The organism is Paenarthrobacter sp. NPDC092416 (genome assembly GCF_044755025.1).
GTDB lineage: Bacteria > Actinomycetota > Actinomycetes > Actinomycetales > Micrococcaceae > Arthrobacter.
The window spans coordinates 26,398-47,478 of the sequence record NZ_JBIVQG010000012.1; the positions used below are offsets into that span (position 1 = coordinate 26,398).

A 21,081-nucleotide genomic window follows, 5' to 3' on the forward strand; every position below is an offset into this window, starting at 1 on the left:
GCGCCGTGAAAAGATCAACCATGCGTCCGATGCAATCCTCCAGCAAACTCCAGAACGTCCGCTACGAACTCCGTGGTCCCATCCTCCAGGCTGCCAAGGCCATGGAAGCCGAGGGGCACCGGATCCTCAAGATGAACCTCGGGGACACAGCGCCGTTCGGGCTGGAGGCGCCGGAGTCCGTGGTGGTGGACATGATCCACCACCTTCGCGGCGCGCAGGGTTACAGCGACTCCAAGGGCATCTTCTCCGCCCGGACCGCCATTTCGCAGTACTACCAAACGCGCGGGCTGATGACCATCGGCGTCGAGGACGTCTTCATTGGCAACGGCGTCAGTGAGCTGATTTCCATGACGTTGCAGGCGTTCATGGAGAACGGCGACGAAATTCTCGTACCTGCCCCGGACTACCCGCTGTGGACTGCGGCCGTGACCTTGACCGGCGGACAGGCCGTGCACTACCTGTGCGACGAGGACGAGAATTGGTGGCCGGACATGGCTGACGTCGAAGCCAAGATCACCCCGCGCACCCGCGGGATCGTGATCATCAACCCGAACAACCCCACCGGCGCCGTCTACCCCCGGCACATCCTGGAGCAGTTCGCCGCATTGGCCCGCAAGCACGATCTTGTGCTGTTCTCCGACGAGATCTACGAGAAAATCCGCTACGTCAGTGCCCCGCACATCCACACGGCCGCCGTGGCCGAGGACGTATGCGTCCTGACGTTCAGCGGGTTATCCAAGGCGTACCGCATGCCCGGCTACCGGGCCGGGTGGGTTGCAGTCACTGGTCCGTTGACGGCGACCGCGGCCTACCGGGAGTCGCTGGAACTGCTGGCCTCGCTGCGGCTGTGCGCCAATGTTCCCGCCCAACATGCCATCCAAACGTGCCTTGGCGGCTACCAAAGCATCGAGGCCCTCATTCGTCCCGGCGGCCGGCTGCGCGAGCAACGGGACCTGGCATGGAAACTGTTGACCGCCATTCCGGGTGTCTCGTGTGTCCCGGCTGCCGGTGCCATGTACCTGTTCCCCCGGCTTGATCCGGAGATCTACCCCATCGCCTCGGATGAGAAATTCGTCCTGCAACTACTGCAGGAGCAAAAGATCCTGATCTCGCACGGCACGGCCTTCAACTGGCCCACGCCGGACCACTTCCGCTTCGTGATCCTGCCGGCCGTGGAGGACATCGAGGAAGCCGTGCGACGGATCTCGCACTTCCTGGCTGCGTACCGGAACCGCCCGGTGGACTAACGTCCGATCGCTGTGAGTTGGCTCGAAGTAGCGGGAATGCTGCCCGTTCGTGGGGAAACTTCCATGCGAATTGGCAGGATTCCCGCGAAGTCACCGGACTGGTGGCAAGGCTAGTCCCCCGCAGAGCCGCTCACGCGCAGGGCGTTGATGATCGCCGGGATGGACGCGATCAGCATGATGAGTGCCCACACGAGCGCCACCACCACCGTGATCAACGCCCAGAACTGATCTCCAATGGACACCAGCGGCCCGGGCAGGAAGTCGTGGATCAGTCCCAGGATCACCTGAAGCAGAACTGAAACCAGCAGCAACACCACCAGGCCAGTGACCTTGAGGAACTTGGGTTGGCTCAGGATCAGCAGCACGGCAAACACGATTTTGAGCACCAGGAGCAAGCCAAGGATCGCGGCGGCCTGACCAGTCGGGAAGCTCCCCCACAGCGCCAAATACGCGATGGTTCCAAATGGCGTCGCCACAAACAGGCCAAACATCAGGAACAGTTTCGCCAAAGCCAACATTGCGGTCAGGAACGCCGCGATAACCCACAAGAGCGTGACGATGAACGTTGTGATCCCTTGGATCCGGCCATAGGTTCGAAGATCCATGATCAGGCTGAGCCCCAGCATCACCACCGTGAAGAGCAGCAGGCCATCCAGGAACGCCAGGAACCCGATCCCGGCCCCGGGAGGTTCGGCGTCGGCCCGCTGCGTTTTGAGGAACACATCGAGCGGAACGCCCAGTTTGTTGGCGTCGCCTGCAGTGACGGGGTCGACGGCGGTCCCGCCGAGCAGGAGCGACATCCCCACCTCTGCCAGGACTACTGCGGCGAAGACAACAACGGCTGCGATGAAGAAGGGACGGCGCAGGGCATCAGGGTCTGGTCCGCTGCGGAACCCCTCACGAATTGACCACGCTGCGGCCATGGCTCAATTGTGGCACCGGGGGTTTCAAATACAAGCGCCCCGCCCAGAATGCCGCGGCGCCCAGCGCGGCTGGAACCACCAAGGCCCAGCCACTGAACAACAGGACCACGAGCATCACGACGGCGGCCACGATCACCCCGTACCAGGCTGCGGTTCCGCGGGGCAACAGGAGCACGCCTGCCGCCAGCCCGAACGCGGTCACGGCCGTGAAGCATGCAGACGCAGCGCCGATCTGGAACTCCATGCTGAGCAGGCCGGCACCGGCCAGCGCGAAGGAGATTGAGGTCATGATTGCCAGCGAAGCGAGGCTCACAGAGGGCACTTCGCCCGGGGCAACGCCGCGCGCAAGAGGCCGCGGCAGCACGCCGTCGGACGCCAGCCTGGCACCGAGCTTGCTGGCGCCGGCCACGAAAGTATTGAGCGGCCCAAACGTCAGGACGGCCGCCGCCACGGCAGTCACCGGAGCTGCAGCGGGTCCAAGTCCCTTGGCCAGCAACTCGGCCACCGGCACAGTGCTTCCTGCAAGTCCGGGGCCAAGGACGGCAACACACGCCGCCACGAGTCCGATGTAAACAACGCCAACCACCACGAGTGTCAGCCAGGTTGCCCGTTTGAGGTCGCGCTCGGGGTTGCGGAATTCGGCGGCTAGATGCGTCACGGCCTCCCACCCGGCGAAGCAGAAGAACAGCAGGCTGGCTGCCCCGCCCACGGCCCAGAAACCATGGGGAGCGAAGGGCACGAAGTTCCCTGCCTTCGCGTGGGGTGCCGCCACGGCTACGGCGAGCGCAAGCAACGCCACGAGCAGAACCATCAGGAAGAGTTGCAGTTTGCTGGAGACCCGGATCCCCACCGCGTTGCTCACGAATCCTGCCGCCAGAATGAACCCGGCGGCGATCAGTGCGGTCTCCCGGCCGCCGCCCATGGCATGTGCGATGTACTCCCCGCCGATTACCGCGGTGGCGGGCGCCCCGAACGGGATGGCGAAGTAGAAGAGGTAACCGGCCACAACTGAAGCCCGCTGCCCGAAAGCGCGGGTCACGAACGTAGCGATCCCACCGGCGTCGGGCTGTTGCCTGGACATCTCCGCGAAGCTGAAGGCCACCGGCGTGCAAAACACCAACAGCAGGGCCCAGGCCAACAACGACGCCGGACCCGCTACTTGGGCGGCGATGGCGGGAAGCACCAGCACGCCGGAGCCCAGAATGGCACCTACATAAATGCCTGTTGCGCGGAAGAGTCCCAGACCCGAAGTACTGACAGCTTTATTCACTCTCCCACTGAACAGTATTCGGTGTGACAGCAACAAGCGGGGAAACTGCCTGCTGGGGGCAATATCCTGCCGAATTTCTGTGGGGCTGTAGCTGGTTGACCTTGTTTGAATCTTTGGCGGCCGGAATTCAACCAGGTGGAGGTGGATTCCGGCCGCTCCGGCGGCAAAGAAGGTCAGGAAGCTACAGGGGCGCCGGCCGTCCGGGCACGCCGCAGGCGGGCCACCAGCGTCGCGGCCAGCAACGCCGTCGTGATTTCCAGTCCGATGACCAGCAACAGTCCGGCGGCGCCGGAGGTATCAACAACGTTCGACGTCGGCGGCCCGGCATGGGCGTGTCCGGCGCCGCCCGCTCCCAGCAGCAGGATGGCATGGAGTCCCACCATGGCAATGGCCACGCCGGTCACTTGATGGAGTGCCCCGACCCGGCTGTGGCGCCAAATGTGGACAGTGCACGGGACGCAGACGGCTGCCAGCCCGATCATGAGAATCCCGAGCCATGCGCCGTGGTGTCCCGAGGCCGCGAGCCAGAGGTGCACGGCGCATGACACCGCGGTGAGGGCTGCGCAGATCCGGGGATGGAGGACGGGCCCGGTTGACCGGACCCGTCCCGTCGTCGTGGTCATGTGTCCGAGGATCCGTTTAGTGGCAGTGGCCGTGCTGACCTGAGCCGGAGGCATCGCCATGTTCATCCGCAGCGGCGGCGCTGTCCGCCTCGGTGGCGACCGTGCCGGCGGAGCTGTGGCAGCTCGAGCCGGAGGTGTTGGCCGGGACATCCAGCACGGGGCTGCGGTCGAAGAAGCCCTCCGGCCGGAGTTTGAAGCCAACGGTGTCCACGGGCATGATGGGCCAGTCCTCCACGCGCGGGAAATGCGTGAGGCCGAAGGTATGCCACAGGACGATGTCCTGGCCGTCAATGTCGCGATCCTGGGCGATGTAGGCCGGGAGGCCTGCGCCGCCGGAGTGCTGGTTCACAAAGTCGCCGGTGGGGTAGCGCTCCTCGTCGGCGTAACGGGTGACCCACACGTCCTTGGTGGCGAAGGCGGCCCGCTTCGCGATGGAGGAGCCAGGGTCAGCCAACAGTGTGGGCTGGTTCTGGGAGTGGAGCTTGTATCCCACGGGCTCGCCGAGGCGATTCCTGGACTCGGGGTTGGAGATGATCCAGGTACGGCCTGCGCGTGCGTCGGCTTCGCGGACACCCTCCGATTCCCGGGACAACACAGTGCGCTTGCGGGAGAAGGCGTTGCCGCGCTCATTGCCTTCGCCCATGGCCTGCCGGACCACATCTTCTTCCTCCACGCGGTTGGTGAAGCCGTCGATCGCCATGTCCAGACGGGCGCTGAAGAGGTGCTGGTGGAAGGGTGCGCCGAGACCGGGTGCCAGCTGCGAGATGTTGTCCGAGCCGCCTTCCGGAAACGCGCTGGTGAACACGACGCCGGTGGCCTTGGCCTCAAACTCGATGGTGCCGTCCAGGTAGAGGTACCAGTAGAAGCCGTAGTCGTAGTTGCCGATGGTGGTGAAGAAGGAGATCACCAGGCGGCGGTTGCGGCGGGTGTAGTTGATGCCGGTCCAGAGGTCGGAGTGCTTGGACAGGATGCCCCAGTCTTCCTCGTGCATGCAGATGCCGTTGCGGATTTCGCGGGGGTTGCCGAAAGCATCGCTGATGACGGGACTGAGGTAGGTGATATCGCCGAGGCAATCACAGCCGAGTTCAAGCGAGTTGGCGTACTGGCCTACGAGGTATTCGCCGGTGTCGAAGTAGTTCTGCCAAGACCGGATGGGCGAGGGATCGCCATAGGGAACCACCATCTCGGCGATGGAGGCACGTTTGATGATGGGACGCTTCTTGTCGCCATCCTGGAAGGCCAGGTTGTGGAGGACAACTCCCTCGCGGACATCGAAGCCGACGTCCACGCTCCACTTTTCCCACTCAACATGGTTGCCGCCGCTCACGGTGAAGCTGGGCCCCTCGGGCTGCGTAATGCTGATCGGCCTCTGGGTGGTGCGGAGCGGGCCGGTCAGTTCGGGGTCCGTGTAGTTTCCATGCTCTTCCGGGATCGGCATGGTGCCAAGATCGATCACCTGGGTGACTTCCTTGTTGACCACATCCACGTAGGCCACGAGCCCGTCCACGGGGTGGGCCCAAGCACTGTCCTCCGGGAAATCCTGCACGAAGGCCAGGCCGCGGAGGATGCGGCGGCCACGTTCTTCCTGGTACTCAAAGACACCTGCGGACAGTGGTGCAACGCGGACCTTGGCGACATCCAGATCGCGGGCGGCAAGGGCGGCCAGCCACCGCTCATCCGTGGCGAGGAGCGTCTCCACCACCTCGAACTCCTCCTCCAGCACGGGGAGTTCGCCGGAGACTTTGGTGTCCAGTTCTGTTACGGACAGGATCTCGCCGCGGGTTACCGAGACCAGGACGTCTGCAGGGGCTCCGCCGGAGATGTCATGGATGAAGATGCGGAAGCGACGGTCCTCTTTTGCCTGGCCTGCTTGGTTTGCGGCGTCCGCGGTTCCGGCGGCGTCCGCGGTTCCGGCGCCGCCTCGCGACGGATCCACCAGCCCCATGTACGCAATCCGCTTCCCTGCACCAAGGTGTCCCGCGGCCTGAAGGATGCCCTGCACTTCGGTGATTTCGGCGCTCGTTGCCAGGCGGTACTGTGTTTCCGCAATGGCGGCGGCATCGGTTGCTGTCTGAGTTGCTGTGGGCGTCATGGCTGCCTCTTGTCCGGGACCTGCATGGGTCAGGATTTATTTTCTATAGGTGTAGAGAATAACCAAAACGTAAGATGAGTCACAAGACCTTTCCGCTAAATATTTCTCCAGGAGCCCACACAGTGCCCAAGATTGTCGACCACGATCAACGACGTCTCGAACTGGTCGACGCAACGTGGCGGATCATCGCAAGGCTCGGCATCGAAGGCGCCACCATGCGGGAAATCGCCATCGAAGCCGGATTCGCCAATGGGGCCCTGAAGCCCTACTTCCCCACCAAGGACCTGCTGCTGACGTCCGCTTTCGGGCACGTTTTCAACCGGACCAACCAGCGCATCGACGCCACCACCTCGGGCTTGACCGGCCTGGCCGCGCTGCGCGCTTTCTGCGCCGAAGTCCTGCCGCTGGATGAGGAGCGCGTGAACGAAGCGCGGATCGTGATCCCGTTCTGGCAGAAAGCACTCAACGACGCCGATATGGCAGCCTTGCATGCCGAGTCCATGAACCAATGGCACTCCACCATTACGGCCCATAGCGCAGCAGCCCGGGCGGCCGGTGAGATCAAAGCCCCCATCGGGGACGCCGCCGTCGCCGATCACCTGCTCAACATGATGCTCGGCGCGCAGATCGTCGCAGCGCTGTCACCCGCCGAGCACTTCTCGCTCGATCTCGCAGCGCAGCTGGACAACTACCTCACGCTGCTGTCCGCGTAGCTTTGGTAACTGCTTTGGTGGCCGCTGCTGGCCGCCGCTGCTGGCCGAGCGGGCAGCTAGCTGGTGGCGCCGGACGCCACCACGCCGATACCAAGCCCGGCGATGATGCCACTGCTGGTGCGTTCGACGACGGTACTCACCTTGGGGCGCTTCAGCCACCGCATCGCCTTGAACGCCACAACCGCGATCATCGAGAGATACGCGAAGGCGATGACGGCCACCACAACGCCCAGTATCAGGGATGTGCCCATGGTGTCGCCGCCGTGCGGGATGAACTGCGGAACCACGGCCAAGTAGAACAAACCCACCTTGGGATTGAGCAGCGTGGACAATGCCCCGGCACCCAAGGCCGAGAGCCGGCTGTATGGCAGGGGAGCTTCCTCAGCGGATCCGTCAACGCCGGCCTTGGCAGCCTTGCGCGACTTGATGAATGAAGACACGCCCAAGTACAGCAAGTACAGTCCGCCCGCAATCTTGAGCCAGCGGAACAGTTCGGCCGATTGCTCCAGAATCGCGGCCAGGCCGATACCCACCAACGCGGCCCACACAATCGCTGCACCCGCGGAACCAGCTGCCGCGGCAATGCCTGCACTCGGCCTGTTCAGTGCGATGCGCAGGACAAGGAATGTGTCCGGACCTGGTGTCACGGACAAGACGAGGCAGAGGCCGGCGAAGGCAGCCAGGGAAGCAAGAGTCACAAGCTCGATTATCCGACACAGCGCCCCGGACCGAAAGCGTTCACTTCCCGTCAAGGGCTGTTCGTGCATCGACAAGACCTGTTGCAGTGGCGCAGACCACACTGAAGTCATCGCCGCGCGCCTTACCGGCCGCCAAGACTTACAACCCGAGCGGAGTACCAATGGAGACTTACGACGCCCTGCTGGCCTCGATCACCCCGGCCACCGGCCAGAACAGCCGCACCATCCTTGACCCTGCAACGGGTGAGGCTGTCGGCGAAGCGCCCGTGCACACCGTCGAAGACCTCGAAACCGCCATCGCAGCCGCCGCTGCGGCGCAACCTGCGTGGGCTGCCTTGGGCCACGACGCCCGGTCCGCCGCGCTCATGAAGGCCGCGGACGCCGTCGAACGCTCCGCAGAAGAACTCGCCCAACTGCTCTCCCGCGAGCAAGGCAAGCCGCTGAACGGCCCGAACGCGCGGTTCGAAGTCGGCGCCTGCGCCGCTTGGCTGCGCGCCACCGCGACCACGCCGCTGGACCCCGAAACCGTAGTGGACGACGGCGAAACCCACGCCGAGCTGCACTACCGGCCCATCGGCGTCGTCGGTGCCATCGGTCCCTGGAACTGGCCCATGATGATCACCGTCTGGCAGATCGCCCCCGCCCTCCGCATGGGCAACGCCGTGGTGGTCAAGCCCTCTGAATACACCCCGCTGTCCGTGCTCGCGCTGGCCTCGATCATCAATCAGGAACTGCCGGAAGGCCTGTTGTCAGTGGTGTCCGGCGGCCGCGAAGTCGGCGAAGCACTGGCTTCCCACGACGCGATCGGCAAGGTCATGTTCACCGGCTCCACCGCCACGGGCAAGGCGATCATCCGTTCCTCGGCCGATACCGTCAAGCGACTCACCCTTGAGCTGGGTGGCAATGACGCCGGCATCGTCCTGCCCGACGCCGACCCCAAAGCCATCGCCGAAGGCCTGTTCTGGGGTGCGTTCATCAACACCGGCCAGACCTGCGCGGCCCTGAAGCGTCTCTACGTGCACGACTCGCTGTACGAGGCCGTGTGCACCGAACTCACGGCCGTGGCTGCTGCCATGCCAATGGGCAATGGCCTGGATGAAAACAATGTTCTTGGGCCGCTGCAGAACAGGGCACAGTACGACATCGTGGCCCGCCTCGTTGAAGCCGCTCGCGAATCGGGCGCCAGGGTGTTGCTCGGCGGGAACCCGGACACTGACCAGCCCGGCAACTTCTATCCGACCACTTTGGTGGCCGACATCGACAACGACAACCCGTTGGTTGCCGAAGAGCAGTTCGGCCCGGCTTTGCCGATCATCCGCTACAGCACCGTTGACGAGGCAGTCGCCAAAGCGAACGCGCTCGACGTCGGATTGGGCGCCTCGGTGTGGTCCTCAGACCTGGGTGCCGCGCGCGAAGTCGCATCCCGCATCCAGGCCGGCACAGTGTGGATCAACAAGCACGGCGCGGTGGACCCCCGCGTTCCCTTCGGCGGCGCCAAGCAATCCGGCTACGGCCTCGAGTTCGGCGCCGAAGGCCTCAAGGCACTGGGTGTTCCGCAGATCATCAACGGCTAAGTTTCCGCTTTCCTGACCCAACTGAGTCGCAGTAGAGCGCGTTTTGACCCCTCAAAACGCGCACAACTGCGACTCAGTTGGGTTGCCGGTCACAGGGTGGACCCGGTTGGGTTGCTGGGGGCTCCGCGTGAAACCATGAGCACCATGTCCCAGAAGATCGCGTACCAAGGTGAGCCCGGAGCCAACTCGGACCTCGCATGCAAGGAAATGTTCCCGGAGCTTGAAAGCGTTCCCTGCGCGAGCTTTGAGGACGCGTTTGAACTGGTCTCAACCGGGGCCGTGGACTTGGCGATGATCCCCATCGAGAACTCGATCGCCGGACGCGTGGCAGATATCCACGTCCTGCTCCCCCAGTCGAAGCTGCAAATTGTCGGGGAGTATTTCCTGCCCATCCGCTTCGACCTCCTGGGCATCCCGGGCAGCACCATCGAGGGTGCCACGGAGGTTCACAGCCACATCCATGCCCTGGGCCAATGCCGCAAGATCATCCGGGAAGCGGGCCTCAAGCCGGTTATCGCAGGCGACACGGCAGGATCAGCACGGGAAGTGCGCGACTGGAACGATCCCCGCAAACTGTCCCTGGCTCCGCCGCTCGCCGCCAGGCTCTATGGACTGGACGTGCTGGCCTCCGGCGTCGAGGATGACCCCACCAACACCACACGCTTTGTTGTCCTTGCCCGGGAACAGGAGTTGCCCGGCAAGGAAAAACTCCCCGGCGCCGCGATCACGAGCTTCGTTTTCCGTGTGCGCAACGTTCCCTCGGCCCTCTACAAAGCGCTGGGCGGCTTCGCAACCAACGGCGTCAACATGACCCGGTTGGAGAGCTACATGGTGGGCAACGAATTCTCGGCCACCATGTTCATGGCCGACGTCGAAGGTCACCCCGAGGATGCGCGTCTTCGCCGGGCGCTGGAGGAACTGGAGTTCTTCACTACCGAAGTGCGTGTGCTTGGCGTCTACGAAGCGGACGGCTACAGGGCACGGCAGACGGTCAACGCCTGAGCACTGTCACCTGCCTGCAAGTTCGCTGTAAAGCTTCTCTACGCGCGCCTTGATGTCGTCCCGGACCAAGCGCATCCGTTCCATGCCCTGGATGCCGCGCTCGGAGGGTTCGTCGGTGGTCCACGTTTCGAGTCGCTTCCCGGCCGGCGGATCAAGCTTGGCTTCGGTTCCCAAGACCACCACCACATCGACGGAGTCCATCACGTCATCAGTAATGCACTTGGGCTGCTCACCCGCGATGTCTATGCCGAGTTCGACCAGCGACTCCACGGACTCCGGGTTGAGGGCGGCCCCCGGCTTGGTACCTGCGGAATGCACAACGACGGTGTCGCCTGCGAGCTCGCGCATCAGTCCGGCAGCGAGCTGGGATTTTCCGCCGTTCTTACTGCAGACGAACAGGACGGCAGGGGTCTTCATGGTTTCAGTCATACAGATGATTCTTCCTTGTCGCCCTGGCGCCCGTGAGCCAATCCGGTGGGAATCCCAATGAGGATCGGTTCCTGTGCGGCGCAGCAGCCAGCGTCTGTTGCGGCCGCCCCGCTGGATGCCGGGACGTCGCAGCTGATGCCGGCGTCGGTGGAGCAGACCCCGGTTTCGGGCAGTTCAAGACGGACGGTGTCCGCCGCCTCCTGGTCACCGGCGAGGGCTGCGGCGACGGAGCGGACTTGCTCGTAACCGGTAGCCAGCAGGAAGGTCGGGGCCCGGCCGTAGGACTTCATGCCGACAATGTAGAAGTCTTTTTCCGGGTGGGCCAGAAGCTTGGCACCGTGCGGCGGGACCGTGCCGCAAGAGTGGAACTCGGGGTCGATCAGTGGGCCCAGCCCGGTGGGGGCTTCAACTGCGGGGTCCAGGTCCAGGCGCAGTTCGCGCAGCATCTCAAGGTCGGGACGGAATCCCGTGCAGGGCACAACGACGTCGGCCTCCAGGGTGCGTCCGTCCACGGATTCAACCGTCACGCCCGAGTCGAGGGTTTTCAGAGCGGCGATGCCGAAGCCGGTGTGCAGTTCAATGGTGCCGCCTTGGACGAGGCGGCGGAGGCGGGAGCCGAGTTGGCCGCGTGCGGGCAGCCCATCAGCGTCACCGCCGCCGTAGACCTTCTCTGCGGAGGCGCCCCGAACGGCCCAAAGGATGCGTGTGTCCGGTTCGTCCTTGGCGAGCTCGGCAAGGTTGATCAAGGTGTTGGCTGAGGAATGGCCGGCTCCAACGACAAGGACACGGCGACCAGCGAAGGTGGCCCGGTCCCGACCGGCGACGTCAGGAAGTGGCGAGGAAATCCGTTCCGCGGCAGCTCCCTCACCGATGGCAGGCAGGCCGGAAGTTCCGAGTGGGTTGCGGGTAGACCACGTTCCTGAGGCGTCGATGACGGCGGCCACGGTGTAGTCGCGGACTTCGCCGTCTTGGTGCTCCACCCGGACAACAAACGGAGTGGTGTCGCGGTTCCGGACATGGGTTTTGTCCAGGCCCTGCCGGGTGACGGCGATGACGCGGGCCCCCGTCTGCAGCCTGGAGGCGAGCTGGGGAATCGCGGCCAAGGGGGTCAGGTAGTTGTCGATGAGCTCCCCGCCGTACGGCAGCGCCGTGGGCCGGGGCGATTGCCAACCGGTGGGTTCGAGCAAGCGGACAGCGGCGTCGTCAAGGTTGAACCGCCACGGCGAGAACAGTCGGATGTGGCGCCATTGTTCGATTGCTGCACCGGCTGTGAGGCCGGATTCGAAGATCACTGGTTCGAGTCCGCGTTCGAGCAGGTGGGCTGCGGTGGCGAGTCCTACCGGACCTGCGCCGATGACGGCGACGGGAAGGGTCTTCACTGAATCCATGCTGTCCTCATGTTCCATCCGTTGATGTGTGGCGGTTTGGTTGGGGTGCCTGCCGGTCCTTGTAGGCCCGGCAGGCCAGGGCTGTGCTGTCAGCAGCAGTCCAGCTCGTCCTCGTCGCAGCAGCCCGTGTCGGTGCAGCATCCGGTGTCCATCCAGCTCACCCCCTCCCTTATCGAGTGGTCAGGCGTGGGTCGGTTCTTCGACCAATGCTGTGGCGATGCTGGCCGCGTCCTCGAGCGCAGCCAGATACCGTTCGGCGTCCAACGCCGCTGCGCAGCCGGTTCCGGCGGCGGTGATGGCCTGCCGGTAGCGGTGATCCACCACGTCGCCGCAGGCGAAAACGCCGGAGAGGTTGGTGACCGTGGTGGGTGAATCCACTTTGACGTAGCCCTCGTCATCAAGGTCCACCTGTCCGGCTACCAATTCAGTCCGGGGAAGGTGCCCGATCGCCACGAAAATTCCAGTTGCGGCCCGTTCCCGGGTTTCGCCAGTGCGAGTGTCGGTTAGGGTGACGCCGGTGACTTTTGAATCGCCATGAATCTTGGTGATGGCAGTGTTCCAGGCGAAGCTGATCTTCGGGTTGTCCTTGGCACGCTGGGCCATGATGCGGGACGCTCGGAGTTCGTCCTTCCGCACGACCACCGTGACGGACTTCGCAAACCGTGTCAGGAAGGTCGCTTCCTCCATTGCCGAGTCTCCACCGCCGACCACGATGATGTCCTGCTCACGGAAGAAGAAGCCATCGCAGGTGGCGCACCATGACACGCCGTGTCCGCTGAGCTGCTTCTCCTCGGGCAGGCCGAGTTCCTTATATGCGGAGCCGGTGGCGAGGATAACGGCCGGGGCCTCGTGGGTCTCTCCGGCGCCGGTCACCACGCGCTTGAGGTGGCGTTTCAGATCAACGTCAGTGACGTCGTCGAACACTATTCGTGCACCGAACTTCTCGGCCTGTTCCTGCAGACCGTCCATAAGTTCGGGTCCTTGGATGCCGCCGGGGAAGCCGGGGAAGTTCTCCACCTCCGTGGTGTTCATCAGCGCGCCCCCAGCGGTGACCGACCCGGCAAGAACCAGAGGGTTCAGCCCGGCCCGGGCGGCATAGATGGCCGCCGTGTAGCCCGCGGGGCCGGATCCGATGATGATCAGTTGCTCGGTGTGGACGTTGTTGCTCACGAGGCTCTCCTAATCCGGGAAGTCGGGTTATTTGGCGGCCGGAATGAGGGAATCGATCAGACCCTCGATGCGGGATTTGATCTCATCGCGGATGGGACGGACTGCGTCCACACCTTGGCCGGCAGGGTCTTCCAAGACCCAATCCTCGTAGCGCTTACCGGGGAAGTATGGGCATTCGTCGCCGCAGCCCATCGTGATCACCACGTCGGATTCCTTGACGGCCTCGGTGGTGAGGACTTTGGGGATCTCGGCTGACATGTCGATGCCGAGCTCGGCCATGGCTTCCACGGCTGCCGGGTTGACCTTATCTGCGGGCTGCGAGCCGGCGGACCGGACCTCAATCTCGCCGTGGGCGAGGGTGGTGAGGAACGCTGCGGCCATCTGGGAGCGTCCGGCGTTATGGACACAAACGAAAAGAACGGATGGCTTCTTGGCGGTTTCTGTGGTCATGAGACTTCTCCCTTATGGTCAGGCATCGACGGCAGCGGTTGTGAAATAGCGCTTGCGCGCCCAGAGAGCTGCATACACAAGTGCAACAAGGACAGGTACTTCAATCAAGGGTCCGACGACGCCTGCCAGCGCCTGTCCCGAGGTGACACCGAAGGTGCCGATCGCCACGGCTATGGCCAACTCGAAGTTGTTGCCCGCGGCGGTAAACGCCAAAGTTGTGGTTTTTGAATAGCCCAGGCCCAGGAAGCGGCCGATCACCATGCCTGCACTGAAGACCACCAGGAAGTAGGCAAGCAGCGGTAGGGCGATGCGGACCACGTCCAGGGGCCTGGAGGTGATGGTTTCACCTTGCAGCGCGAACAACAAGGTGATGGTGAAGAGCAGACCATAGAGTGCAAAAGGACCAATCCTCGGGAGGACTCGGGCCTCGTACCAGTCCCGGCCTTTGGCCCTCTCACCCACGGTCCGGGTGAGGAAGCCCGCGAGAAGCGGGATCCCCAGGAAGACGAGGACCGAGGCGGTGATGGACCAGAAGGCGAAGTCCGCACTGGTAGTGGGGAGCCCCAGCAGGGAAGGCAACCATTGCAGGTAGAACCAGCCCAACGCTCCGAAAGCGATCACTTGGAACACGGAGTTGATGAAAACCAACACCGCCGCGGACTCCCGGTCGCCGCAGGCGAGGTCATTCCAGATCAGGACCATGGCAATGCAGCGGGCCAGCCCAACAATAATGAGCCCGGTGCGGTACTCGGGAAGGTCAGGAATGAAGATCCATGCCAGCGCGAACATGAATGCTGGAGCCAGGATCCAGTTAATCACCAAGGACGTAATCATCAGCTTGCGGTCTGCGAGGACGCGGTGTGCTTGGTCGTATCGCACCTTCGCGAGCACCGGATACATCATCACCAACAATCCCACCGCAATTGGCAGGGACACTTCACCAACCTTGAATGCTTCGAGGACTGTGTTCAGGCCCGGAATCAGGCGCCCCAAAAGCAGACCCAACACCATGGCGGCGATGATCCAGGCCGGCAGGAATCGGTCCACCCATGAGAGCCTTCCGACGACGGCGGTCTCACCAGCACGCTCAAGGGTCGCGGACCCAACATGTGTACTCACTGGACTCCTGGCTGGTTTCTCCCATTGCCTGCAGGGCGGGAACTAGATTGACAAACTTCGATATAGAAGTATCACCAGCTATATCGATGATTGTCAATCTATGTGCATAATGGGTACATGAAATCTGCGCTAACCCTTTCGTCCTCGGCGGCGGAGGCCGCCCTGGCGGAGGCTGCTGCCGCTCAGCCGTCCATGGCACCCGATGCCTGTTGCGAACCCGCCGGCATGCCGTCTTTGGATGCCTACGAGGCACAGTTCCGGGCGTCGGTGTTCAAAGCACTCGCAGACCCCAACAGGCTCCGCTTGTTGTCCATCGTCAAGGGTGCAGAGGCCGGGGAGGCTTGCGTCTGCGATCTCACCGAGCCGCTGGATCTCGGCCAGCCGACCGTTTCGCACCACCTGAAAATCCTTGTCGACGCCGGCCTCCTCCATCGCGAAAAGCGCGGCACCTGGGCTTACTACTCCATGGTCCCCGGCGCGTTGGAGCGGACAGCCGGACTTCTGGAGAGCCTGTGACAAGCGGGCCTGCTTCCAGCCCCCGGCCTCACTCCAGGCCCCAGGAAGTCCTGATCCGCTCCATGACGCGGCAAGATTGGCCCGCGGTCAGGGAGATCTTCGCGGACGGTATCGCATCCGGGCACGCCACGTTTGAAACGGCTGTACCCGAGTGGGAGCAATTCGACGCGACCCGCCTTCAGGATCACCGCCTCGTGGCTGAAGTCGACGGGCAGGTGCTCGGCTGGACGGCCGTCTCCCCCGTTTCGTCACGTGCGGTGTACTCCGGCGTCGTGGAGCACTCAATCTATGTGGCCGAAGCAGCCCGTGGTCAGGGTCTTGGTGCCCGTTTATTGCAGGCGCTGGCGGCGTCCACGGAGGCTCACGGCATCTGGACCATCCAGTCCAGCATCTTTCCTGAGAACGAGGCCAGTCTTAGGCTTCACCAGGCAGCAGGATTTTCCATCGTGGGACGACGGGAGCGCATCGCTCGAATGAGCACGGGCCCCGCCGCAGGAGAATGGCGCGACACTCTCTTGCTGGAGCGCCGCTCGGCTGCCATCTGACCTCAGGCATCTCGAGGCGTCCACGCCAGCCATCAATGACGACGCCCCACTATCCATGACGGGAATGAAGAGTAGCGTCTTGGAGAACAGGAAGAACTCTCCAGGAGTAGGCCAATGACGGGCACCGAGGACAGATTTCCCCAGCTGGGCAGGGCAAGCGCGGAACGGGCTGCGCTGGGCAGCAAAGCAGCCACTCTCGACGCCCTTGCCGCTGCAGGGTTCAATGTGCCGCCAGGATTCGTGGTGACATCAACGGTCGCCGCACAGCTTGGGCCCAAGATTTCCAGCGCTGTGGAAGACGCCGCAGTACTTATTGGCCCGGGTCCATTCGCCGTAAGGTCCTCCGCTGCCGCAGAGGACTTGCCCGGAGCCTCCTATGCAGGCCTCTACGAGACATTCCTTAATGTCCAGACGGGCGACCTCGGGTCTGCCATCGCCCAATGCCTGGCCGCCGCCGACGCGGAGAGGGTTTCGGCGTATCAGTCGGCGCGCGGAACGGACCAGACACATCAGGCAAGCCCGGCCATGGCAGTACTGGTGCAGCAAATGATCCAATCCCATGCCGCCGGCGTTGCCTTCACCACCAACCCGATCACTGGAGACCGCGAGGAAACCATCATCACGGCCGTCAAGGGCCTCGGGGAATCACTCGTGTCCGGCGAGGCCATAGGAGAACAATGGACCTTCCGCAACCAAGAGGCTATCTGTGACCGAAGCGACGGCGCCCTCACTCCACAGCAAGCCCGGGAAATAGCGTCAATGGCCCTCCGCGTCGCCGAGCGTGCAGGAATGCCACAAGATATTGAATGGGCGATCGATAGTGCCGGTACCTTGTTCCTTCTGCAGGCGCGCCCCATGACGGCTCTACCGGAGCCGGTCGAGTGGTCGGCTCCGGGCCCGGGCGTGTGGGCCCGAAACTTCCGCCTGGGTGAATGGCTGCCAGACCCCATGACTCCGCTGTTTGAAGAATGGCTCCTGCCCCGGATCGAAGCCGGGTACCTCGATGGCATGGAAGAGGATGTCCACATTCGGATGCCCTTCCGGTACGCCTCAGTCAACGGCTGGTATTACATCGCCCCACCCATACCGTCCCCGCGGGTCGTGGTCCCGAAAATCGTCAGCAGCCGGGGCCGCCTTCCCTGGTTCCTCTTCAACGCGCTCCTCCAGGTCTCGCGCAACCCGGCCGCCGCTCACCGGGCAGTGCTTCACGGACTGGAACTCAAATGGCGGAACGAGCTACTACCGGAGTACCGCAAGATCGTGACGGCCGCGGAACAAGAGGTAAATTCGGCTTCCCCGGAGGAGCTCGTTGAGCTCGTGGACACCATCTGCCATGTGGCAGGAAGGTATCTGTGGTCGCTGTCCGTCGTTGGCGGATCGGCGTGGAAAATGGAAGCTGCCCTGGCCAGGTTCTGGCAAAAGCACTTGGCCGGGCCCCTCGCCGGAACACCAGCGGGTATGGCAGGCCATCAAGCACTCCTGCGGGGGCTGACCGGAACCAGCCCGGTCCCTGCTCCCCATGCCGTCTACTCCGTTGACTGGTACCACCCGACGGCTGGGGAAACCGGCGAGCGGGACCCAAACACCCCAACCGCCACCGATCTGCACAACGCAAGGGCCCTGGACCTACCCGCCCCGCGCATCCACGCCCAGCGCATCAGTGCCGAATCCGCGGCCCGGCATGCCCTCATGGATATCCCAGGTGCGCTCACGCGATTCGATTCCCTCCTGACGATGGCACAGTACTACGCAGTTCTTCGTGAGGAGCAGTCCCTGCACTTCACGCTCGGTTGGCCGGTTTTGCGCAAGTGTGCCCAGCGACTCGGCGAACGGGTGACCGAGGCTGGTGCCATTGATGATCCGGCCGACATCCATTTCCTCACCCTGGCTGAAGCCGTAACCCAGGCCCCGAGCACAGCCCCATCACGCGACTATCGCCCCGCCGTGACCAGCCGCCGCACCACATGGAATCGTCAACGGCTCCTTGATGCCCCGCTTCTCCTCGGCGATCCGGGCAGATTCGGCGCGGACCCGGTGGCCAGCGCCGTCGAGGCAGCCAGAACCTCCCTCGAGCGTCCAAAAGATGCCATCGTCGGACATCCAGCCAGTACAGGGCGAGCGACTGGAACCGTCCGGGTGCTGACAGGCCCGGCCGACTTCGACAGTTTCCTCGACGGCGAAGTGCTGGTGGCACGGTCCACGGCTCCGGCATGGACCCCGCTTTTCGCCCGTGCTGCCGCTGTGGTGACGGACGGCGGAACGTTGGCAGCTCACGCTTCCCTGATCGCGCGGGAGTTCGGAATACCGGCCGTCGTCGGGACGGGCGACGCAACCCGACGCCTCAGGACGGGCCAACGCGTCACCGTGGATGGAGGCGCGGGTTTCGTCGTCCCCACCAATTGACAGGCCGCCCAACCCACCAGCACCCGGTCAGACCCCGTGCGCCTAGCGCGCCGCAGGTTCCTCGTCACGTTCCGGCACCGCGGCATGAGTGGCCGTCCATCCGAGCCTACTTGGCCACCAGATCCGGTTCCCGATGTCGTACGCCACCGCCGGCACCAGTAGCGAGCGCACCAGGATCGTATCCAGTAGGACACCGAACGCCACGATAAACGCCAACTGCACGAGGAACATGATGGGAATGACCCCGAGTGCGGCAAACGTGGCCGCGAGCACCACACCGGCCGAGGTGATGACACCGCCGGTGACACTTAGTCCCCGCAGGATTCCCGGACGTGTCCCGTGCTTCAGGGACTCCTCGCGGACACGGCTCATCAGGAAAATGTTGTAGTCCACGCCCAACGCCACCAGGAACACGAAGCCGAACAGCGGAACCGTGGCGTCCGCACCTGAGAATCCGAAAATCCCGTTGAAGACCCACGCGGAAACACCCATGGCGGCCCCGTAGGACAAGACCACGGACAGCACCAACAGCACCGGGGCCACAATCGAGCGCAGCAAGATCATCAGGATCAGCAGGATGACCACCAGGACGATCGGAATGATCACCACCAGGTCGCGTTGCGCGGTGATATTGGTGTCCAGCGCGGTCGCCGTCACTCCACCCACCAGGGCTTCGGAATCAACATCGCGGACAGCCAAGCGCAGCGCCTTCACCGCTTCTTCAGCCTCAATCGAGTCGGCAGCGGAGTCCAATGTCGCGTTGATCAGCACCTTTCCGTCCCGAATGGCTGGATCGGCGGGGGTACGCGGGGCTCCGGTGATGGGGACGCTGCCTTCAGCCAGGAGATACGCCTCGCCCACGCCGTCGGCGGTTTTGACCCTGTCCAGGACTTGCTGCGCAGAATCTTGGGAGGCGACCACGACGGCGGGGCTGCCGCTGCCGGCGTCGAAATGCCGCGCCAGCGCGTCCTGGCCGTCCACAGCATCGGAGGCTGAAAGGATGACGTCCGTCTGCGGGACCCCGTTGGCCTTGAGCTGAAGGACCCCCGCTGAGGCGACCAGCAGTACGAGGACCGACGCAACCCACACGACGCGAGGCCGTCGCGAGACCAGCGATCCGATGCCGCGCCACAGGCCCTTTTGCCCTTCAAGTCCGGTGATAAGCTCCGGTTCGCGTTCGTCGTCGGGCAGCAGCTTGGGCCGGAAAGGCCAGAAGGCGCCGCGGCCCAGGAGCGACATGAGCGCAGGCAGGAGTGTCAGTGCGGCGAACAGAGAGCAGAGAATGCCGGCAGCCGCCACGGGACCGAGCGCCTTGTTGGAATTCAGGTCCGAGAAAAGCAAGCAGAGCAGGGCGATGATCACGGTGGCGCCGGACGCGAGTATGGGTTCGAATGACGCCTTCCAGGCAGTGATGACTGCCTGCGTGCGGTTGGCGGTGTGGGTGAGGGCCTCGCGGAACCTCGCTACGTACAACAGCGCGTAGTCCGTGGCCGCGCCGATCACCAGGATGGAGAGGATGCCTTGGCTTTGGCCGTTCAGCTGGATCCAGCCCAGTTTCGCCATCCCAAAGACCAGCAGAATGGCCGCGCAGAGGGCGAAAACGGACGTTAAGAGCACGGCCAGTGGCAGCACCAGCGAACGGTAGACCAAAAGCAGGATCACGAACACCGCGCCGAGCGCCACCAGCAGCAGGATGCCATCGATGCCGCCGAACGCGTTGACCAGGTCGGCGGTCAGCCCGGCAGGACCGGTGACAAACGTCCGCATGCCGTCCGGAGCACCTGGTTGGACCACGTCCCGGAGCTCCTTCACCGCTTCCCGGAGCTCGTCCGCGGACGCAATCGGGACGATGAACTGGACGGCCTTGCCGTCTTCCGACGGTATGGGCCCGACGACGGCGCTCCCGAGCTTGAGTGCCTCAATGTCGGCTTTCAGCTCGGCTGCTTCGCCAAGCTGGGCCGGGGTGAAGGGCATATCTCCTTCGACGATCACCACGGCCGGGATTTCCTCGGAGTCCCGGAATTTCGCCTGCCATTCCCCCGCTTCCGTAGCTTCGGCGCCGGCAGGCAGGAAGGAAGCTTGGTCGTTTGATGAAACTTCATCCAAGCGCCCGAACGTTGGGCCGCCAATTCCTGCGATGCCCAGCCAGGTGATCACCAGCACCACGGGCACAAGCCAGCGGAGCCAGAACGGTACTTTCTGCATGTTCATGAGTCCTTCTTCAGGGGCTTTCGAGGAACTATTTATTCCACCATAGATTATCTCTATCATGGAAGTATTCCAAGAGTACCCCAGCGCTGATGTCGGATTCCCGTGAGGCTGGGAGTAATATCCGGAGGGCAGTAAACACGGAGACAACGCGGGCAGGAGGGCTGACATGCCGGATCCTTCAGTCCCGCGCCCTGCGGGAGCTGGCGCCGAAACGGGCGCACCCCAGGACCTCGTCCGACTCCTGCAGGACTTCACGCTGGAGGCCAATCATTACGTTGACGCAGCAGGTGGCCGGAACGACATGCACCGGACGGACCTCAACGCCCTCGCCGTGATCATGCGCCATTCTGCGGCGGGCCGAGTGGTGACGCCCGGCGTTCTCCGCACCGAACTGCGCCTCAGCTCCCCCGCCACCACCGCTTTGGTGGACCGGCTATATGCGTCGGGGCACGTTGTTCGCGAGCGCCTCGGCACCGACCGGCGGCAAGTCCAGCTGCATATGACGCCCAAGGCCTACCGTGACGGAAGTGCCATGTTCATGCCCTTGGCGATTCGGATGGGGCAGGCCATGGGGGCGTACACCACCGAGGAATTGGACGTGGTTCGCCGCTTCATGACCGACATGGTGGAGGCAACCATGGCGGCGCGTGAGGAAGCGGCCCGGACACCGTCGCCTGATATTGCCTCAACTGAGTAAGTTCACGCACC

At 63.8% G+C, this 21,081-nt stretch carries 19 protein-coding genes; 8 read left to right on the forward strand and 11 right to left on the reverse strand.

Annotation, left to right across the window (positions count from 1 at the left end; all coding sequences use genetic code 11):
- Positions 1-20: 20 nt before the first annotated feature.
- Positions 21-1,247: a pyridoxal phosphate-dependent aminotransferase gene (locus ACIQC5_RS18980; protein WP_400285906.1), complete on the forward strand. Its 1,227-nt coding sequence runs from the start codon at positions 21-23 to the stop codon at positions 1,245-1,247.
- Positions 1,248-1,357: 110 nt separating this feature from the next.
- Here ACIQC5_RS18980 and ACIQC5_RS18985 read toward each other — a convergent pair whose 3' ends face one another.
- The 4 genes from ACIQC5_RS18985 to ACIQC5_RS19000 form a co-directional block, all read right to left on the reverse strand.
- A complete protein-coding gene (locus tag ACIQC5_RS18985) occupies positions 1,358-2,170 on the reverse strand; it encodes a hypothetical protein (RefSeq protein ID WP_400285909.1) in 813 nt (270 codons plus the stop codon).
- The gene (locus ACIQC5_RS18990; RefSeq protein ID WP_400285911.1) at positions 2,145-3,440 is read right to left on the reverse strand and encodes an APC family permease; all 1,296 of its coding nucleotides are present in this window, start codon (positions 3,438-3,440) and stop codon (positions 2,145-2,147) included. Before ACIQC5_RS18990 ends, ACIQC5_RS18985 begins: the two co-directional genes overlap by 26 nt.
- A gap of 173 nt (positions 3,441-3,613) precedes the next feature.
- On the reverse strand, positions 3,614-4,063 hold the full coding sequence (locus ACIQC5_RS18995) for a hypothetical protein (protein WP_400285914.1): 450 nt from the start codon (positions 4,061-4,063) through the stop codon (positions 3,614-3,616).
- A 16-nt stretch (positions 4,064-4,079) separates the two neighbouring features.
- Entirely contained in the window at positions 4,080-6,155 is a 2,076-nt protein-coding gene (locus ACIQC5_RS19000) for a primary-amine oxidase (protein WP_400285917.1), read from the reverse strand.
- Between the two features lie 122 nt (positions 6,156-6,277).
- Between ACIQC5_RS19000 and ACIQC5_RS19005 the strand changes: the two genes are divergently transcribed.
- A complete protein-coding gene (locus tag ACIQC5_RS19005) occupies positions 6,278-6,868 on the forward strand; it encodes a TetR/AcrR family transcriptional regulator (protein ID WP_400285920.1) in 591 nt (196 codons plus the stop codon).
- A gap of 56 nt (positions 6,869-6,924) precedes the next feature.
- Here the strand turns inward: ACIQC5_RS19005 and ACIQC5_RS19010 are convergent, their stop codons facing one another.
- Entirely contained in the window at positions 6,925-7,566 is a 642-nt protein-coding gene (locus tag ACIQC5_RS19010) for a LysE family translocator (protein WP_400285923.1), read from the reverse strand.
- Between the two features lie 161 nt (positions 7,567-7,727).
- On the opposite strand from ACIQC5_RS19010, the gene ACIQC5_RS19015 reads away from it, so the two are divergent.
- Positions 7,728-9,140 (forward strand): aldehyde dehydrogenase family protein, encoded by a 1,413-nt coding sequence (locus ACIQC5_RS19015; RefSeq protein ID WP_400286227.1) that lies wholly within the window; start codon positions 7,728-7,730, stop codon positions 9,138-9,140.
- A gap of 144 nt (positions 9,141-9,284) precedes the next feature.
- Positions 9,285-10,142 carry a prephenate dehydratase gene (locus ACIQC5_RS19020; protein ID WP_400286230.1) on the forward strand — a complete coding sequence of 286 codons (858 nt, stop codon included), beginning with the start codon at positions 9,285-9,287 and terminating at the stop codon, positions 10,140-10,142.
- A 6-nt stretch (positions 10,143-10,148) separates the two neighbouring features.
- Here the strand turns inward: ACIQC5_RS19020 and ACIQC5_RS19025 are convergent, their stop codons facing one another.
- The 5 genes from ACIQC5_RS19025 to arsB form a co-directional block, all read right to left on the reverse strand.
- On the reverse strand, positions 10,149-10,571 hold the full coding sequence (locus ACIQC5_RS19025; protein WP_400285926.1) for a low molecular weight phosphatase family protein: 423 nt from the start codon (positions 10,569-10,571) through the stop codon (positions 10,149-10,151).
- Complete coding sequence (locus ACIQC5_RS19030; RefSeq protein WP_400285929.1) at positions 10,568-11,959, reverse strand: NAD(P)-binding domain-containing protein; 1,392 nt, start codon at positions 11,957-11,959, stop codon at positions 10,568-10,570. The genes ACIQC5_RS19025 and ACIQC5_RS19030 overlap by 4 nt, the downstream gene beginning before the upstream one ends.
- 180 nt (positions 11,960-12,139) lie before the next feature.
- Positions 12,140-13,129, reverse strand: coding sequence for a thioredoxin-disulfide reductase (gene trxB / locus ACIQC5_RS19035; protein WP_400285932.1), 990 nt, complete (start codon positions 13,127-13,129; stop codon positions 12,140-12,142).
- Between the two features lie 27 nt (positions 13,130-13,156).
- Positions 13,157-13,579, reverse strand: coding sequence for an arsenate reductase ArsC (locus ACIQC5_RS19040; protein WP_400285935.1), 423 nt, complete (start codon positions 13,577-13,579; stop codon positions 13,157-13,159).
- Positions 13,580-13,597: 18 nt separating this feature from the next.
- The gene (gene arsB, locus ACIQC5_RS19045) at positions 13,598-14,698 is read right to left on the reverse strand and encodes an ACR3 family arsenite efflux transporter (RefSeq protein ID WP_400285938.1); all 1,101 of its coding nucleotides are present in this window, start codon (positions 14,696-14,698) and stop codon (positions 13,598-13,600) included.
- A 192-nt stretch (positions 14,699-14,890) separates the two neighbouring features.
- On the opposite strand from arsB, the gene ACIQC5_RS19050 reads away from it, so the two are divergent.
- The 3 genes from ACIQC5_RS19050 to ACIQC5_RS19060 all read left to right on the forward strand — a co-directional run bounded on the left by ACIQC5_RS19050 (position 14,891) and on the right by ACIQC5_RS19060 (position 18,162).
- Positions 14,891-15,214 (forward strand): ArsR/SmtB family transcription factor, encoded by a 324-nt coding sequence (locus ACIQC5_RS19050; protein ID WP_400286233.1) that lies wholly within the window; start codon positions 14,891-14,893, stop codon positions 15,212-15,214.
- A 50-nt stretch (positions 15,215-15,264) separates the two neighbouring features.
- A complete protein-coding gene (locus tag ACIQC5_RS19055; protein ID WP_400286236.1) occupies positions 15,265-15,759 on the forward strand; it encodes a GNAT family N-acetyltransferase in 495 nt (164 codons plus the stop codon).
- A 114-nt stretch (positions 15,760-15,873) separates the two neighbouring features.
- Positions 15,874-18,162: a PEP/pyruvate-binding domain-containing protein gene (locus tag ACIQC5_RS19060; protein WP_400285941.1), complete on the forward strand. Its 2,289-nt coding sequence runs from the start codon at positions 15,874-15,876 to the stop codon at positions 18,160-18,162.
- 42 nt (positions 18,163-18,204) lie between these two features.
- Here ACIQC5_RS19060 and ACIQC5_RS19065 read toward each other — a convergent pair whose 3' ends face one another.
- Entirely contained in the window at positions 18,205-20,373 is a 2,169-nt protein-coding gene (locus tag ACIQC5_RS19065) for an MMPL family transporter (protein ID WP_400285944.1), read from the reverse strand.
- 166 nt (positions 20,374-20,539) lie between these two features.
- Here ACIQC5_RS19065 and ACIQC5_RS19070 point away from each other — a divergent pair, with 166 nt between their 5' ends.
- Positions 20,540-21,070 (forward strand): MarR family winged helix-turn-helix transcriptional regulator, encoded by a 531-nt coding sequence (locus tag ACIQC5_RS19070; protein WP_400285947.1) that lies wholly within the window; start codon positions 20,540-20,542, stop codon positions 21,068-21,070.
- Positions 21,071-21,081 lie beyond the last annotated feature (11 nt).

What these genes read in the sequence shown, in the direction of transcription:
- ACIQC5_RS19060 (WP_400285941.1), top strand. Translation starts at nt 15,874, where the DNA reads ATGACGGGCACCGAGGACAGATTTCCCCAGCTGGGCAGGGCAAGCGCG.
- ACIQC5_RS19030 (WP_400285929.1), bottom strand. Translation starts at nt 11,959, where the DNA reads ATGGATTCAGTGAAGACCCTTCCCGTCGCCGTCATCGGCGCAGGTCCG.
- ACIQC5_RS19070 (WP_400285947.1), top strand. Translation starts at nt 20,540, where the DNA reads ATGCCGGATCCTTCAGTCCCGCGCCCTGCGGGAGCTGGCGCCGAAACG.
- ACIQC5_RS19000 (WP_400285917.1), bottom strand. Translation starts at nt 6,155, where the DNA reads ATGACGCCCACAGCAACTCAGACAGCAACCGATGCCGCCGCCATTGCG.
- ACIQC5_RS19025 (WP_400285926.1), bottom strand. Translation starts at nt 10,571, where the DNA reads ATGACTGAAACCATGAAGACCCCTGCCGTCCTGTTCGTCTGCAGTAAG.
- ACIQC5_RS19040 (WP_400285935.1), bottom strand. Translation starts at nt 13,579, where the DNA reads ATGACCACAGAAACCGCCAAGAAGCCATCCGTTCTTTTCGTTTGTGTC.
- ACIQC5_RS18995 (WP_400285914.1), bottom strand. Translation starts at nt 4,063, where the DNA reads ATGACCACGACGACGGGACGGGTCCGGTCAACCGGGCCCGTCCTCCAT.
- ACIQC5_RS19015 (WP_400286227.1), top strand. Translation starts at nt 7,728, where the DNA reads ATGGAGACTTACGACGCCCTGCTGGCCTCGATCACCCCGGCCACCGGC.
- ACIQC5_RS19065 (WP_400285944.1), bottom strand. Translation starts at nt 20,373, where the DNA reads ATGAACATGCAGAAAGTACCGTTCTGGCTCCGCTGGCTTGTGCCCGTG.
- ACIQC5_RS18985 (WP_400285909.1), bottom strand. Translation starts at nt 2,170, where the DNA reads ATGGCCGCAGCGTGGTCAATTCGTGAGGGGTTCCGCAGCGGACCAGAC.
- ACIQC5_RS19020 (WP_400286230.1), top strand. Translation starts at nt 9,285, where the DNA reads ATGTCCCAGAAGATCGCGTACCAAGGTGAGCCCGGAGCCAACTCGGAC.
- ACIQC5_RS19050 (WP_400286233.1), top strand. Translation starts at nt 14,891, where the DNA reads ATGGCACCCGATGCCTGTTGCGAACCCGCCGGCATGCCGTCTTTGGAT.
- ACIQC5_RS18980 (WP_400285906.1), top strand. Translation starts at nt 21, where the DNA reads ATGCGTCCGATGCAATCCTCCAGCAAACTCCAGAACGTCCGCTACGAA.